The 13,698-nt window shown below is 56.9% G+C and carries 14 protein-coding genes and 1 pseudogene; 8 read left to right on the forward strand and 7 right to left on the reverse strand.

Features of this window, described 5'->3' with window-relative positions; genetic code table 11:
- Positions 1-5 precede the first annotated feature (5 nt).
- A complete protein-coding gene (locus ACQY4Z_RS07420) occupies positions 6-641 on the reverse strand; it encodes a thioredoxin domain-containing protein (protein ID WP_428528020.1) in 636 nt (211 codons plus the stop codon).
- A 170-nt stretch (positions 642-811) separates the two neighbouring features.
- Complete coding sequence (locus ACQY4Z_RS07425; RefSeq protein WP_428528022.1) at positions 812-1,270, reverse strand: DUF721 domain-containing protein; 459 nt, start codon at positions 1,268-1,270, stop codon at positions 812-814.
- Positions 1,271-1,546: 276 nt separating this feature from the next.
- On the opposite strand from ACQY4Z_RS07425, the pseudogene mutY reads away from it, so the two are divergent.
- The 4 genes and pseudogenes from mutY (at position 1,547) to bcmE (ending at position 5,743) form a co-directional block, all read left to right on the forward strand.
- Positions 1,547-2,629, forward strand: a pseudogene (gene mutY, locus ACQY4Z_RS07430) (A/G-specific adenine glycosylase).
- Positions 2,630-2,848: 219 nt separating this feature from the next.
- Positions 2,849-3,331: a fasciclin domain-containing protein gene (locus ACQY4Z_RS07435; RefSeq protein WP_428528024.1), complete on the forward strand. Its 483-nt coding sequence runs from the start codon at positions 2,849-2,851 to the stop codon at positions 3,329-3,331.
- Between the two features lie 246 nt (positions 3,332-3,577).
- The gene (bfr, locus tag ACQY4Z_RS07440) at positions 3,578-4,063 is read left to right on the forward strand and encodes a bacterioferritin (RefSeq protein WP_040451567.1); all 486 of its coding nucleotides are present in this window, start codon (positions 3,578-3,580) and stop codon (positions 4,061-4,063) included.
- Between the two features lie 165 nt (positions 4,064-4,228).
- Positions 4,229-5,743, forward strand: coding sequence for a thiamine pyridinylase (bcmE, locus tag ACQY4Z_RS07445; protein WP_428528027.1), 1,515 nt, complete (start codon positions 4,229-4,231; stop codon positions 5,741-5,743).
- Positions 5,744-6,142: 399 nt separating this feature from the next.
- Here bcmE and ACQY4Z_RS07450 read toward each other — a convergent pair whose 3' ends face one another.
- Positions 6,143-7,654, reverse strand: coding sequence for an AMP nucleosidase (locus ACQY4Z_RS07450; RefSeq protein WP_428528029.1), 1,512 nt, complete (start codon positions 7,652-7,654; stop codon positions 6,143-6,145).
- Positions 7,655-7,851: 197 nt separating this feature from the next.
- Between ACQY4Z_RS07450 and ACQY4Z_RS07455 the strand changes: the two genes are divergently transcribed.
- Positions 7,852-8,649, forward strand: a complete 798-nt coding sequence (locus ACQY4Z_RS07455; RefSeq protein ID WP_428528031.1) for a transporter substrate-binding domain-containing protein — start codon at positions 7,852-7,854, stop codon at positions 8,647-8,649.
- A gap of 550 nt (positions 8,650-9,199) precedes the next feature.
- Here ACQY4Z_RS07455 and ACQY4Z_RS07460 read toward each other — a convergent pair.
- Positions 9,200-9,538, reverse strand: coding sequence for a winged helix-turn-helix transcriptional regulator (locus tag ACQY4Z_RS07460; protein WP_428528033.1), 339 nt, complete (start codon positions 9,536-9,538; stop codon positions 9,200-9,202).
- A gap of 208 nt (positions 9,539-9,746) precedes the next feature.
- Between ACQY4Z_RS07460 and ACQY4Z_RS07465 the strand changes: the two genes are divergently transcribed.
- The 3 genes from ACQY4Z_RS07465 to ACQY4Z_RS07475 are packed head-to-tail and all read left to right on the forward strand — an operon-like array spanning position 9,747 to position 10,959.
- Positions 9,747-10,361 (forward strand): glutathione binding-like protein, encoded by a 615-nt coding sequence (locus tag ACQY4Z_RS07465; protein ID WP_428528035.1) that lies wholly within the window; start codon positions 9,747-9,749, stop codon positions 10,359-10,361.
- A complete protein-coding gene (locus ACQY4Z_RS07470; RefSeq protein ID WP_428528037.1) occupies positions 10,358-10,744 on the forward strand; it encodes a nuclear transport factor 2 family protein in 387 nt (128 codons plus the stop codon). The genes ACQY4Z_RS07465 and ACQY4Z_RS07470 overlap by 4 nt, the downstream gene beginning before the upstream one ends.
- A gap of 2 nt (positions 10,745-10,746) precedes the next feature.
- The gene (locus ACQY4Z_RS07475; RefSeq protein ID WP_428528039.1) at positions 10,747-10,959 is read left to right on the forward strand and encodes a tautomerase family protein; all 213 of its coding nucleotides are present in this window, start codon (positions 10,747-10,749) and stop codon (positions 10,957-10,959) included.
- 50 nt (positions 10,960-11,009) lie between these two features.
- On the opposite strand, the gene tyrS is transcribed toward ACQY4Z_RS07475, so the two are convergent.
- From tyrS to ACQY4Z_RS07490, 3 genes are all read right to left on the reverse strand, one after another.
- Positions 11,010-12,287: a tyrosine--tRNA ligase gene (gene tyrS, locus ACQY4Z_RS07480; protein WP_428528041.1), complete on the reverse strand. Its 1,278-nt coding sequence runs from the start codon at positions 12,285-12,287 to the stop codon at positions 11,010-11,012.
- Positions 12,288-12,495: 208 nt separating this feature from the next.
- Positions 12,496-13,167 (reverse strand): cysteine hydrolase family protein, encoded by a 672-nt coding sequence (locus tag ACQY4Z_RS07485; RefSeq protein ID WP_428528043.1) that lies wholly within the window; start codon positions 13,165-13,167, stop codon positions 12,496-12,498.
- A gap of 19 nt (positions 13,168-13,186) precedes the next feature.
- On the reverse strand, positions 13,187-13,669 hold the full coding sequence (locus tag ACQY4Z_RS07490; RefSeq protein ID WP_428528045.1) for a MarR family winged helix-turn-helix transcriptional regulator: 483 nt from the start codon (positions 13,667-13,669) through the stop codon (positions 13,187-13,189).
- Positions 13,670-13,698: the final 29 nt, after the last annotated feature.

Below are 13,698 nucleotides of genomic sequence, written 5' to 3' on the forward strand. Positions count from 1 at the left end.
CAGGATCAGAGGTTTTCCTCGATGATCTTGCCCATCTCTTCAATCGAAAGCGCCCCCGAGTGCTTTTCGCCGTTGATGAAGAATGTCGGCGTCGAGTTCACCCCAAACTCGTTCGCCCCGCGCTCACGCACAGCGTTTACTGCGTCAAGTAAACCCTGGTTTGTCAAGCATTCCTCAAAGGACTCCTGTGTAAAGCCGATCTGTTTGGAAAAGTCGAGCAGGGATTGGTACGGGTTGTCGGTGAACGCCCAGGCGCGCTGCTCTTCGAACATGATGTCCACAATGTCGAAATATTTTTCCTGCGGCGCACAGCGCGCCAGCATGAAGGCAGCCGAGGCGACCGGATCGAGCGGAAACTCCCGCATAATGAAGCGAACCTTACCGGTTTCGATGTAATCTTTCTTCAAATCCGGCCAGGTGCGTTTGTGGAAATTGGCGCAGTGTCCACAGGTCATGGACGCATATTCGACAATCGTGACCGGTGCGTTCTCATCACCCAAGATTTTGTCGCCCAGCGGGCCCGGTTTCAGAAGTTCGTCTTCGTCGACTGACTGGGCCCATGCGGGCGCTACAGAGGCGAGCCCAAGTGCGGCCGTGGTCAAAGCGGTGGTTTTGAGAAACTGTCTGCGGGTCTGTGTCACGAAGATCGTCCTGTCACAAATTGATGTCCTGCACCTTCCGGCGCCATTGTTATTCCATGTGCCCTTTCAGGCCCTCAAGGTCAACACAGCTTGGCAAATGTGGCGGCAGCGTGGACATATTGGCAGGTAAGGTCACAGTGTTGTTATTGCCGCGTGAAGGCTAGAAGCGATCAGGCGGCCGTTCCGGCGTTCCGGGCGATGACTTGCGCGCCCAGCTTCTTCAACGCTTCGCGTAAGCGATCGTTTTCTACCGTCTCGAGTTTCGCATCGAGCTGCTGCTCTTCCGACCGGGTCAATGGCCTCAGCGCCTTGCGCGTGCTGGCGCGTTTCACGGCAACCGGCTTTTGCTGGATCTTGATGCGGCCAATGGCGGCCCAGCCATAAAATGTGTTGATCCGCTCAATCACCTGCGGACTGTCGTGAGACAGCATCAGCGCGGTTGGACCATCTGTATGAACCACGAGGGTTGCAGGTTGGAGCGGACGCTCCGGGTCACTCAACTCCGGCTGCCGCGGCCAGATCAGCCGGTCCGGCTGGACGCGGGTGCCATAGCGCTCGCCGACAATATCGGCCCAGGACGCGATGATATCGATGGAGGCGAAGCCGCGTTTCTTGCAGGCAGGGGTCATCGCCTTGCCGACCAAATCGGCCAGCAGTTTTGCACCCTTTCGATTTGCCTTCGACGCGGTTATGGCCTACCTCCTGACGCCTGCCCGGACCTTTTACGCGGCGCGCAGATGCGCTTTTCGAAGTCTGTTGTGTTCCAGTAGAATAAGACAAAATGAAGACGATTACTTTAACACACGTTTTGGCGCCGGCTTATCACCGCAATTGTCCCCAAGCTATCCAGACGCAAATCACCGTTGATCCGCAGCATCTTGGCGCATACCGGCGTGCAGCAAACCATGGCTGAAACCCACCCATCACCAAGTCTTCTATCATCAAGTCTACTGGAATGGTACGACCGCCATGCGCGCACCCTGCACTGGCGCGTAAGCCCGGAAAACCGGCGTCTTGGCGAAGTGCCGGATCCCTACCGTATCTGGCTGTCGGAAGTCATGCTGCAGCAAACCACAGTTGCTGCCGTGAAGAGTTATTTCGAAACCTTCACCAGCACCTGGCCGACGGTCAAGGATCTGGCCTCAGCGGACGAAGAAGACGTCATGAAAGCCTGGGCGGGGCTGGGCTATTATTCCAGGGCGCGCAACTTGAAAAAATGCGCCGACCTCGTTGCCAGCGACTATGACGGCCGATTTCCGGACACAGAAGAGGCGCTTCTAAAGCTGCCAGGCATCGGCCCTTATACGGCCGCGGCCATTGCGACGATTGCCTTCGACCGCCATGCAGCCGTTGTTGATGGCAACGTCGAACGTGTCCTGTCGCGCCTGAACCTGATTGAAACGCCTTTGCCCGCGGCCAAGCCGGAGATCAAAGCCGTGATGGCAGACCTGACCCCGGACGCCCGCCCCGGAGACTTTGCGCAAGCTGTCATGGATCTTGGCGCGACCATCTGAACACCGAAGAAACCCGCCTGTGCCCTCTGTCCCTGGCGGGAAGGGTGCCAAGGCCACCGCGCGGGGCTTGCGGAAACCCTGCCGCGGAAAGCCCCCAAGACGAAAAAGCCGACCCGGCACGGCGCGGCCTTCGTCGCAGTCGACGCGGCGAGCGGTGCCGTGTTCCTGCGCCGCCGTCCGCCGGAAGGGCTGCTTGGCGGAATGACCGAAGTGCCTGGTTCTGTCTGGTCCGAAGATTTTGACATGGACAGCAGTCTCTCCCATGCGCCCTTTAACGCAGATTGGCAGAAGCGCGTTGGTGAGGTGAAACACACATTCACCCATTTTCATTTGAAGCTGACCGTTTTCAGGGCAGAGATGTCCGGTAACGATCCGCTTGGCACAGACACCGGCTGGTGGTCAGCTCCGGACACGCTTTCCGAGGAAGCTTTGCCGACAGTCATGCGCAAGGTTTTGTCAGCGGCGCTGGACTGAACCTGTCACGCGTCCCGGGCGCACGTGACGCTCCAATGCAGCGATCAGATCACGTCTTTTCTTGGAAAAGTCAGGAAAGACTTTTTCCTCATCCGTTTACCCACCCCTCCCGTAAGTGTTCACGTTGCAAGCAAAGACTGCATCCAAGTTTAAACCCTCGGAACATCATTTCCGGGAACGCTGATCTTTGGCTTGAACTCAAGCAAGGGAGTCATCTACATGAAACTGATCCAGAAACTCGCAGTTGCTCTACTTCTCGTTCTGCCGCTTTCCGCTGCGAAAGCTGCCGAGAAAGACATTGTCGACACTGCCGTCGGCGCAGGCACCTTCAACACTCTGGTTGCCGCTGTTCAGGCCGCTGACCTTGTCGACACCTTGAAAGGCGATGGTCCCTTCACTGTTTTCGCACCGACCGACGAAGCCTTCGCTAAACTGCCGGCCGGCACTGTAGAAGACCTGCTGAAGCCGGAAAACAAGGACAAGCTCGTCGCTGTTCTGACCTACCACGTGGTCCCGGGTAAAGTGATGTCTACCGACATTGCCGGCAAGAAAGCTGATGTTGCCTCTGTTCAGGGCGACACAATTGCCGTTGACGCAACAGACGGCGTGAAAGTCGACGAAGCAAACGTTGTCACCGCCGACATCGAAACCAGCAACGGCGTCATCCACGTCATCGACAGCGTGATCCTGCCGGCCTCCTAATACCACCGGCGTCTTACCCCTCCTCTGGTAAGTCAATAGGCGCAGCTTTCATCGGCTGCGCCTTTTGTTTTTTGCGGCAGCATGTTCCAGCGCCTCGTAATGAACTGATTTCGAACACTCCATCTGATACTTCCCCTACATTCAAAACCTCGCAAATTTCTGAAAAAAAACATGATTTAGACACTGGACACCCAGTGTAGAACAATTCTAAAGTACGGAAAATTTCGGCTACAAGGAGTGACGGCCATGAAAGGGAATGAAAAGGTTATTGCCTGTTTGAACGAGGCTCTGTTCCTGGAGCTTGGCGCGATCAACCAGTACTGGCTGCACTACCGCATGCTGGCCGATTGGGGTTACGCGAAACTGGCGAAAAAGGAACGCGAGGAATCCATCGAGGAGATGGAACATGCCGACAAGCTGGTTGACCGGATCATCTTCCTGGAAGGCCTGCCGAACATGCAAAAGGTCGCTCCTCTGCGCATCGGCCAGGACATCAAGGAAGTTCTGGAAGCAGATCTTGCCGGTGAATACGACGCCAGAACAGCCTACTCCAAATCCCGCGAAGTCTGCCGGGAAGAAGGCGATTACGTCTCCATGGCAATTTTTGAAGAGCTCCTGAAGGACGAGGAAGGTCACATCGACTTCCTGGAGACCCAGCTTGAGCTTCTGGAGAAAATCGGCGTCGAGCGCTACGGCATGCTGAACGCAGCCTCTGCGGACGAAGCTGAATAAAGCAATCGTCAGCCACAATTTCGGAACGCGGCTCTGTTCGGGGCCGCGTTTTTTGTTGGCTCTACACGGTTTTAACGGGTAATTTCTTCTTATTAAATTATAAGTTGCATAACGCAACGGCATCGTGAGACACTCCCTCCACCGAGACTGCCTGGAGGTGAAGTCATGCATCAGCAATTCCGAAACATCGTCATCTTGAAAAGTGCACTGGTCATCGGCGCATTGTTTTCGACCGCAGCTTCGGCGCAGAACTGCAATGCGATCTGCACAGATGGTGAAACCTGTATCTCCGCGGCGGTCTATCCATATGTCCCCGATATGAGCGCGTTTACGTCCGCCATCTGTTCGGCATGGCAGTCGGCGGGGCAGACGGAGAAACTCTATCTGATCGCAGATGAAAATGTCTGGGACGGCGGGTACGATTCCAATCCGGTTTATACCAATGGCAGCGGCAAACAGACGCCGATCGACGTTTTTGTCTATGACGCGATGTATCTGGAGTACTGGAAGACGCAAACAACCCAGATCCCAGCGGCGCAAATTAGCAACCCGACAGACTTCGTGCCTTACGCCGACACAGCCTTGAAGCTTCCCAACAACGACATGTATGCCCTGCCCATGCTGGGCTGTACGAACATCATGTTCTACCGGAACGGCGATTCAGGCATGGCGGGTGTGACCACCCTGTCGGACTTTGAGACCGTCAATTCGGCCGGGATCTATATCAGCCCCGTGCCTTTCGGCATGTCGGGCGCCATGATGAACATGTCCGGCAAGACGACCATCGGCGTCAATTACATGGTCAAGGGGTATCTCGACACCGGCAACTGGCCATCCATGACCCAGCTGGATCCCTCGATTGTCCAATCTCTTGCTGGCGTTGCGGAGACTGCGAGCTATTACAATGCCTTGACCGGAGCCGTGCCACCGCTGCAGGGCGTGGAGGACCAGTATGTCCGGGCCGGATATTTCAGTGAAGGCTATGGGCGGACGTCCATCGGTTTTTCTGAAAGCATGTCACAGATGTCGAATGCCACCCGGCAGAACCTGAAACTCCGTGCATTTCCCTGGACCGACAACACCAATTCCCCGAACATGTTTTACGCAGATGTTGCCGGTGTGAACAGCAACTCACCGTTCCTCGCCAACAACGGAACGCTGCCGTTCGTGCTTGCAAACATCATGACCGAGCAAGCGACAATGCAGAACGCCATCGCGCCTCCCAATGGGCAGCTGTCCTATCTCTTCCCCGCGCGGACCAGTGTGCTTAATGCCTTGAGCTCGGTTGATCCGCTGTACCAGCAAATGTCCGACATCCTGAATGCCAAGACAACGGAACTCGTCAGTATGCCGACGACCGACCGGACTGCGTTTCACAGTTTCGGCGGATCCGTTCAAACGGCCGTCCTTGGCGACTTCAGCGGCCATTGCGATTTGGAGAGCACCGATTTTCCGGGCGACAACTCGCAGGCGCCGTCCATCTGCACCCCGCTGTGCCAATCGGCAGGCGGCTGGATCGGCTCCTGGACCAATCAGTCTCCCCCTGCCTGGCCAGGATACTCAGCCTGCGGCTGCAACACCTGTGTCCAGGCATCGCCCCTTCCCCAGTCCGTTGAGGAAGAAGAAGCAACCACCATGGTCCAGTCCGGACCGGCGTTGAAGCGCTACATGCGTAATTAAGTGCGCAGGCCCCGGTCGTCAGGATACCGGCGTTTTTGACTGATGACCAAACTCCCCACGGGGGCGTTCCCGGACGCAGCGCAGTGAAGATCCGGGATCTAAACGAAGTGCCTATTAGAATTATGGCATGGTTGACAGAAGGCACCGGCTCCAGGCCGGTGCGGCACAGTGGTAGAGAAACGGTGAAAGCACAGTCATCAGCTAAGGCCCTGGTCTGAAACCGGGGCCTTCGGTTGCTCAAAAAGTCAAATTCTCCTCTGGCGTCATGTTCGGACTTGTTCCGAACATCCAAGACTAATTGAAGAAAAATGGATCCTCGGCACGAGGCCGAGGATGACTGCTGAGAGGAATGGGTCCGTTTAGCTTCCGGCTTTCGTAAACACCGGTTCAGCGGACAACCTACTGAAACGCGGTTTCCGCAAAGCTTCTGAGTTTCCGCGAATGCAGGCGGTCGGCGGGCATCTGACGCATCTTCTCCAGAGACCGAATGCCGATTTCCAGATGCTGAGCGACCTGGCGCTTGTAGAAGTCGGTCGCCATGCCCGGCAACTTCAACTCGCCATGAAGCGGTTTGTCGGAAATACATAAAAGCGTTCCATAGGGCACCCGGAAGCGGAAGCCGTTGGCTGCGATGGTCGCCGATTCCATATCGAGTGCGATCGCCCGCGACTGCGAGAAGCGCTTGACCAGTTCCGGCTGATCCCAAAGCTCCCAGTTCCGGTTGTCGAGCGACACGACCGTGCCGGTGCGCATCACCCGCTTCAGCTCATACCCGTCATATCCGGTGATCTCGGCAACCGCGTCTTCAAGGGCGACCTGCACTTCTGCAAGCGGCGGGATCGGCACCCAAATCGGAAGATCCTGATTGAGAACATTGTCATCGCGCACATAACCATGTGCCAGAACATAGTCTCCAAGGGTCTGGCTGTTGCGCAGGCCCGCGCAGTGCCCGAGCATGAGCCAGACATGCGGACGCAGGACCGCCACATGGTCGGTGATTGTCTTTGCATTGGAGGGCCCAACACCGATATTGACCATTGTAATGCCGCTGCCGTCGGCTCGTTTCAGGTGATAGGCCGGCATTTGCGGAAGCTTTGCCGGTTCTGTACCGCTGCAAGGGGCCGTGTCGCCGGCCTTTGTCAGCAGATTGCCCGGCCCAACGAAGGCCTCGTAGCCGCTGTCCGGATCCGCCAGATAGTCCTGAGACATCCGGCAAAATTCATCGATGTAGAACTGATAGTTCGTGAAGAGCACGTAGTTCTGAAAATGCTCTGCGGCGGTTGCGGTATAATGCTGCAAACGGTGGAGGGAATAATCGACCCTGGGTGCCGTGAAAGAGGCCAACGGCATTTCGCCATCGGCCGGTTCATAGGTTCCGTTGGCGATGGAATCATCCATCACGGTCAGGTCCGGTAGATCAAAGACGTCTGCCAGCGGCCGGTCGAGGCTCGCCGCCGCGGCGCCACCTTCCACATGCGTTCCGTCATAAAAAGCGAAATGCAACGGGATCGGCATATCGCTATCGCCAACCAGAACCGGCACCTCGTGGTTCTTCATGAGAAGCGACAGCTGTGTCTCCAGATAATGGCGGAACAGGTCCGGCCGGGTGATGGTCGCAACATGGCGCCCCGGCCCGGAGACAAAACCGTAGGACAAGCGGCTGTCGTGGCGAATATGGCTGTCGGTGACGATCTGAACCTGCGGATAAAAGGCCCGCACCCGATGTTCCGGCTCTTCCCCGTCGAGAAGCGCCTGAAAATGCTTCCTCAAGAAGGCCGTGTTCGCCTCAAAAATTTCAATCAACCGCGCGACAGCTTCCTTGGGATCGCTGAAAACCTGCAAAGGGTGCGATGGCGCCATACGGGTCGGCCGGGCCGGTTGTTGAAAGGCTCTGTGGATCGAGTTGGTCATTTGATCATCCTTATTTTTGTTATCCTTGAACAGTCTCGCCAGAAGCCAGCGCGGTCAATAGGTGCAGTAACGGAAATTGAAAATTTTTTCACTCTAGGCAATAATTTTCACCACCCTTCCAAAACACGAAGAGAGGATCTTTCCCATGCTCATGCAAGTCGGTAAGGTCCCGGTCATCCACCACTTGGGGTTTAAAGATGCTTCGTAGTCTGCCGTTTTTCATCCGGTGCGTTCTTGCACTGATCCTGCCCGTCAGTGCCTTTGCCTCCGAGCTTCCTGACCTGAATGGACGCGAGATTGTCATTGCTTCGGAAAACACCTATCCGCCCATGCAATTTGTCGATCCGGCCACAGGTCAACCTGTCGGCTGGGAGTACGATGCAGTTTCCGAAATCGCGCAGCGGATCAATGCGCTCGTCACTTATGAAAACCTCAGTTGGGATGCCATGATCCCGGCCATTTCTGCCGGTGAGTATGACATGGCCATGAACGGCATCACCATTCGCGCGGACCGGGCGGAAAAGGTTGCGTTCTCAGATCCTTACATTCGTTCAGAGATGTTTATGCTGGTGCGGGCAGATGAAGACCGGTTTTCCAGGCCGGAGGAGTTTGCAGCCGATGCTGATTTCCTGGCCGGTGCTCAACCGGGCACAACTCCATTCTATGTCACGGTGTATGAGGTTCTGGACGGTGATGAAGCCAACCCGCGCATCAAGTTGTTCGAAACGTTTGGAGCGGCCGTTCAGGCCTTGCGGGCGGGCGATGTGGATCTGGTCCTCACCGACAGTACCGGTGGACAAGGATATGTTGCGGCCAATCCGGACACGTTCAAGCTGATTGGTGAGCCCATGGGATCGGAGGACTTCGGCTTTATCTTTCCAAAAGGCTCCGACCTGATTGCGCCGGTCAATGCCGCGATTGCCAGCATGCGTGCTGACGGCACTCTGGAGGCGCTGAACAAGAAGTGGTTCTACGACTACAAGGCGGACCAGTAGACCGGTCGGCTGCACATGGCGGCGCCGGTTGCCCTTTGAACGGGCCCGGCAGTTTGGCCGGGACAGCATGAGCTGTGGCAGGAACGGCCAGCGCAAATTCCGCCGCGAGGTCTGCCTCCGGCGTTTCAGGTATTATTGCTCCGTTCGAAACGAACGGGATGGCAGGCGCACCGGACTTGCCGGGGCGAAGAATAAAGAGTGGGTTAGATTGGCAAGGCGGCACGCCTGCCCGAAGGCTGTTCCCGGTCAGCTGTCTTGCCGTTTCCCAAAACACAGGTGCTTTGCCATAGATTGGCGCCACCTGAAAAGAGAAACTCTTCCAGCCTAAGCGGCATCCGTCTGGAACCCGGACACATGCAAAATAACCGGCTGACTGCTGACGGCGCGTTCTTTGATCCGTTACCTCAAAAAAGCGCCCAACCTCCGGTTCCTGCCACCTCGAACGGACGGTCCGGCCTCGGCCCCCTGGGACAGGAACGGGAGGAAGTATACGGCTGGTTCGCAGAGCGTGGATAAGTTTTTCAAAAACTGGGTGACGACCATTGATGGCTCAAGCAGGCTCCAGCGCACGCACCAGGTTTGCGTCCGCCTCCGCGTCTGACGGATAGTATCCGCTGCGGACCTTCAGTTTGTGCCCGACACGGACGATGCCTTCCAGGGCCGGGATCAGCTCCTGGCCAATTTCGGTCAACTCGTATTCAACGGACGGCGGCGATGTCGGGCGGACATGGCGGACGATCACATCCCGCTCCTCCAACTCCTTAAGCCGTGCCGACAGGACCTTCGCCGATACCGGCGGTATGTCAGCCCGAAGCTCGCTGAACCGCCTCGGTCCCGCTCTCAAACACCAAATGACGTTTGGCGCCCACGCCCCGGCAATCACCTGCATGCACTCCGTCAACAGGCATGGCGCGGGTGGTTGTGGACTTTTATTCTTTCGCATTTTCAGTGCCATAGCGAGATCTCCAACCAGCGAACCGCGTGCAAACAGGTTTCTCCGCGGTAACTTCATAATATCAGTTACCATCAGTTACCATATTGTCAATGGAAACTTCCGTGAGCATCTTCCGGTCATCGGAACCAGAAGGAGCCACCCGATGAAACTCTTTTACAAATCAGGCGCCTGCTCCATGGCAGCGCATATTCTCCTCAACGAGGCCGACGTTCCCTACACGCTTGAAAAGGTGGATACGGATGCCGGCACAACGGAAAGCGGCATCGCCTATTCCAAGATCAATCCACGGGGTTATGTTCCGGCCTTGAAGCTTGACGACGGTGCAGTGCTGACCGAGAACGTTGCCATTCTCACATGGCTGTCCGAACAGTTCCCCCAGCTTGGGCCCCAGGGTGGAACCTCGGCACTTCAGAAATACCGGATGCTGGAAGCAGTCAGCTTTTTAACATCCGAATTGCACAAGGCCTTCAGCCCGTACTTCTCAGGCAAAACCTTCTCGGCACATGAACGCGCTGGTCATCTTGCCGTCTTGAAGAAAAAGATCTCCCAGTTCGAAGCCATGCTGCCGGACAGCAAGGGGTATCTGCTGGGCGAGACCTTCTCCGTTGCAGATGCCTATGCCTTCGTCATCTTGAACTGGACGAATTTTATCGGGGTCTCCCTCACCGAGTGGCCGCGCATCACTGACTACGTGAACCAGATCAAGGCCCGGCCCGCCACCCGGCGCACCCTGCAGGAAGAAGGACTGGCTGCATGAGTTCTGTATTTCTCGAACTAGAAGCTGTGATCGCTGACTATTTCGAAGCGCTTTACCGCTGCGATACGGACCTCTTGCAGAAGGTGTTTCACTCCAAGGCGATCTATGCCACCGCCGATGAAACGCCGCTGCTTTACCGGACCATGGAAGAGTATGTTCCGGTGGTCGCCGCACGCCAATCCCCGGCCTCGCGCGGAGAAGTTCGCACGGATGCCATTGACGAGATCCAGCTGGCTGGAGCCAACACAGCCTTTGCCCGTGTCCGCTGTTCAATCGGGAACAATGACTTCGTCGATTTCCTGACCTTCGTGCGTGACGGTGGGCGCTGGCAGATCATGGCGAAAATCTTCCAGATCATTCCACGCCAATCAGGGAGTGTTTGAAGATGCCTTATGTCCATATCCAGGTGACAGATGAAGGTGTCAGCGAGCACCAAAAAGCCGAACTGATCAAAGGGACGACGGATCTGCTTGTTGATGTTCTGAACAAGGAGCCTGCCACCACCTTTGTCGTCATCGAAGAGGTTCCTCTCGAAAACTGGGGCATCGCCGGTTTGCCGGTGGCCGAATTCAGGGCACGCAAGAAAGCCGGATCCTGATCAGAAGGTCAGACGGTGCCCCGGTCTATTCGGGGCACCGTTGCGAAAGATCACTCGAAGCCGATCAACGCCTTGCGGCGTTTGCCGACAGAAAGGGACAGGCGGTCATTGGCACCAAGATCGCCGGAGGAAATCCGGCGGCGCGCATCATCGACCACCCTGTTGTTGAGGCGCACGCCACCGCCCTCAACCAACCGCCGGGCTTCGCCATTGGAGGCGGCAAAGCCGCTTGCCACCACAAGCTCCAGAAGACCGACCCCTTCAGCCAAGACGGAAAGGGCCATTGTGTGGGTTGGTTCGGTCAACTCGGCATCGCCTGAGAACAGGGCATCGCCCTGCTCCAACGCCACACGCGCTTCTTCCGGACCATGCACGATGGCGGTGACTTGCGTTGCAAGGATCTTCTTGGCCTCGTTCAACTCCGCACCTTGCAACTCCGACAAACGCTCCACTTCGCGCATCGGCAGTTCGGTGAAGAGACGCAGGAACCTTCCGACATCGGCGTCCGCCGTGTTGCGCCAGAATTGCCAGAAGCCGAACGGCGACAGATGCTCCGGATGCAGCCAGACAGCGCCCGACGCGGTTTTGCCCATCTTGGACCCATTGGCCGTTGTCAGAAGCGGGACGGTCAGACCGTGCAGCTTGCGTCCGTCTCTCCGGCCAAGCTCGACACCGTTGACGATGTTGCCCCACTGATCGGAGCCGCCGACCTGGAGAACGCAGTCGTGGCGTTTGGCGAGTTCCAGGAAGTCCACGGCCTGAAGCATCATGTAGCAGAACTCCAGGATCGTCAGCGGCATCTGGGCATCGAGCCGCGACTTGACGCTGTCGAAGGTCATCATCCGGTTGACGGTGAACTGAGAGCCATAATCGCGCAAGAACTCCAGGAAGCGGAACTCGTTCAGCCACTCTGCGTTGTCGACCAGCAGCGCCCCTTCCGGCCCATCCATATCCACGAGACGTTCCACCGAGCGGCGGATGGTCGCCATGTTGGCCGCGATCTGGCGCTCCTCCAGGAGTGGGCGGGCGTCATTGCGGAAACTCGGATCACCGACCTGGCTGGTGCCCCCGCCCAGAACCACGATCGGCCGGTGCCCCAGTCTTTGCAGCCAGCGCAAGGTCATCAAGGGCATCAAGTGACCGACATGAAGGCTTGCCGCCGTTGCATCAAATCCGGCGTAAGCGGTGATCGGACCGTCGTTGAGGCGCTGGTCGAGGGCTTCCAGATCGGTGGACTGATGCACGAGCCCGCGCTCCAGAAGCACGGCAAGGGCTTCCGATTTGAGCTTTGTCGCCGGTTTTCCGGCTTCGATCATGTGTTTGGTCATTTTCGGCTTCCTGGGTCTTTTGGGAAGTTCCCGCCAGGGGCCGGTATCTTGAAAACCAAAAAGCCGCCTGACGCGGCGGCTTTTTAGGTTTGATTTGTCAGAGCAAGATCCTACGCAGCCGCCGGTATGTCGGTGACGTAATAAAAATACACGAAGGATGCGCTCAAGTTGATCATGCCAGTTTAGATGCGCGAGCTGTGAGGCAATGTCAAGCGGCTTGTTCGGCGTCTCTGATAACCTGCGCGCCAAGTGCTTCGAGTTCCTCCTTGAAAGTCCCCCACTTTTCCGGCGTGACGGTCATGGTTGCCTGTTCAATGATCTCAACGGAATAGCCGCGGTTGAGCGCCCCTTTGGCAGTAAACTGGACACACTGGCAGGCATCGAGGCCGGTCAGGCGGAGGTGACCGACATTTTTCTCCGCGAGATAGGCGTCCAGCTCCGGATTAGAGAACGCATCCCCGATCGGCTTTTCGAAAACGGGCGCATTGCCAGCCTTCAGATCCTCGTCGAACGCCAGCCCCTTGCGTCCCGGCGTGCCAATGCCACGCATCAGTAGTTTCATGGCCAGAATGGCCGGCCAGTGGCGAAACACCTGTTTGATCAGGATGACCTCTTGACCGGCAGCATGCGCTGCCTCGATTTCACGGTTTATACGGGCAATTCCGTGGGACCGCACGTCTTCGGAATATGGTTTTGGGCTGTTCCGTGTGAAGTCTTCCTGAACATCGATCACCAGCAGGGCGATGTTCAGGCGCATCGCTCGGTCGATCGGTTTTCCCATCGTCGCCTTGCTGGATATCCAGACAACCCAGAAAAAATAGCCGGTGGCCCATAGCACCAAGGCACCCAGACCACTCACGGCTGAAGTCAAAAAAGACATATCGAACTCCTAAACAAACTCATTCCAGACCGCGCGGGCGGTTAGGGTCGTCCTCAAATTCTGCAAAGTGATCGAGCATGGCGCACAGAACCCGTTGGGCTACCTGAACCTCTTCTTTGGAAAAATGCGCACTGACGGCATCAATCTCATCGTTTTCCTTTGAGCGGATCTCGCCGAAAACATCCAGGCCGCGCCCTGTCAGAGCAAACAACGGCGAACGCTTGTGCGCAGGGTTGGGGCGCCGCTCCAACAGCCCGAGCTGCTCCAGCTCGTTGACCATCAGCTGGATTTGCTGGCGGGCCAGAAACAAAGTCCGGCCGATATCCGGAACAGACAACGCCCCGGCCTCTTCCAGTACCTCCATGACCGCCCGCATCCCGACCGACACGCCGGTGCCGTCCAGCTGTGACTCAACGGCCCGGGCCAATCGCCGGTGCACCGGCCGGATCAACCGGATCACCTCATAAAGTTCATCAGAGTTCTGCTGCCGCGCTTTTATCATGACAATATGTTTGTCATATTGACATATTT

Source organism: Roseibium sp. (assembly GCF_965276855.1).
GTDB lineage: Bacteria > Pseudomonadota > Alphaproteobacteria > Rhizobiales > Stappiaceae > Roseibium.

Excerpts from the sequence above, each read along its gene's own strand:
- ACQY4Z_RS07425 (WP_428528022.1), bottom strand. The coding sequence starts at position 1,270 with ATGACCCCTGCCTGCAAGAAACGCGGCTTCGCCTCCATCGATATCATC.
- ACQY4Z_RS07460 (WP_428528033.1), bottom strand. The coding sequence starts at position 9,538 with ATGCAGGTGATTGCCGGGGCGTGGGCGCCAAACGTCATTTGGTGTTTG.
- ACQY4Z_RS07475 (WP_428528039.1), top strand. The coding sequence starts at position 10,747 with ATGCCTTATGTCCATATCCAGGTGACAGATGAAGGTGTCAGCGAGCAC.
- tyrS (WP_428528041.1), bottom strand. The coding sequence starts at position 12,287 with ATGACCAAACACATGATCGAAGCCGGAAAACCGGCGACAAAGCTCAAA.
- bfr (WP_040451567.1), top strand. The coding sequence starts at position 3,578 with ATGAAAGGGAATGAAAAGGTTATTGCCTGTTTGAACGAGGCTCTGTTC.
- ACQY4Z_RS07485 (WP_428528043.1), bottom strand. The coding sequence starts at position 13,167 with ATGTCTTTTTTGACTTCAGCCGTGAGTGGTCTGGGTGCCTTGGTGCTA.
- ACQY4Z_RS07490 (WP_428528045.1), bottom strand. The coding sequence starts at position 13,669 with ATGATAAAAGCGCGGCAGCAGAACTCTGATGAACTTTATGAGGTGATC.
- ACQY4Z_RS07455 (WP_428528031.1), top strand. The coding sequence starts at position 7,852 with ATGCTTCGTAGTCTGCCGTTTTTCATCCGGTGCGTTCTTGCACTGATC.
- bcmE (WP_428528027.1), top strand. The coding sequence starts at position 4,229 with ATGCATCAGCAATTCCGAAACATCGTCATCTTGAAAAGTGCACTGGTC.
- ACQY4Z_RS07470 (WP_428528037.1), top strand. The coding sequence starts at position 10,358 with ATGAGTTCTGTATTTCTCGAACTAGAAGCTGTGATCGCTGACTATTTC.
- ACQY4Z_RS07450 (WP_428528029.1), bottom strand. The coding sequence starts at position 7,654 with ATGACCAACTCGATCCACAGAGCCTTTCAACAACCGGCCCGGCCGACC.
- ACQY4Z_RS07465 (WP_428528035.1), top strand. The coding sequence starts at position 9,747 with ATGAAACTCTTTTACAAATCAGGCGCCTGCTCCATGGCAGCGCATATT.
- ACQY4Z_RS07435 (WP_428528024.1), top strand. The coding sequence starts at position 2,849 with ATGAAACTGATCCAGAAACTCGCAGTTGCTCTACTTCTCGTTCTGCCG.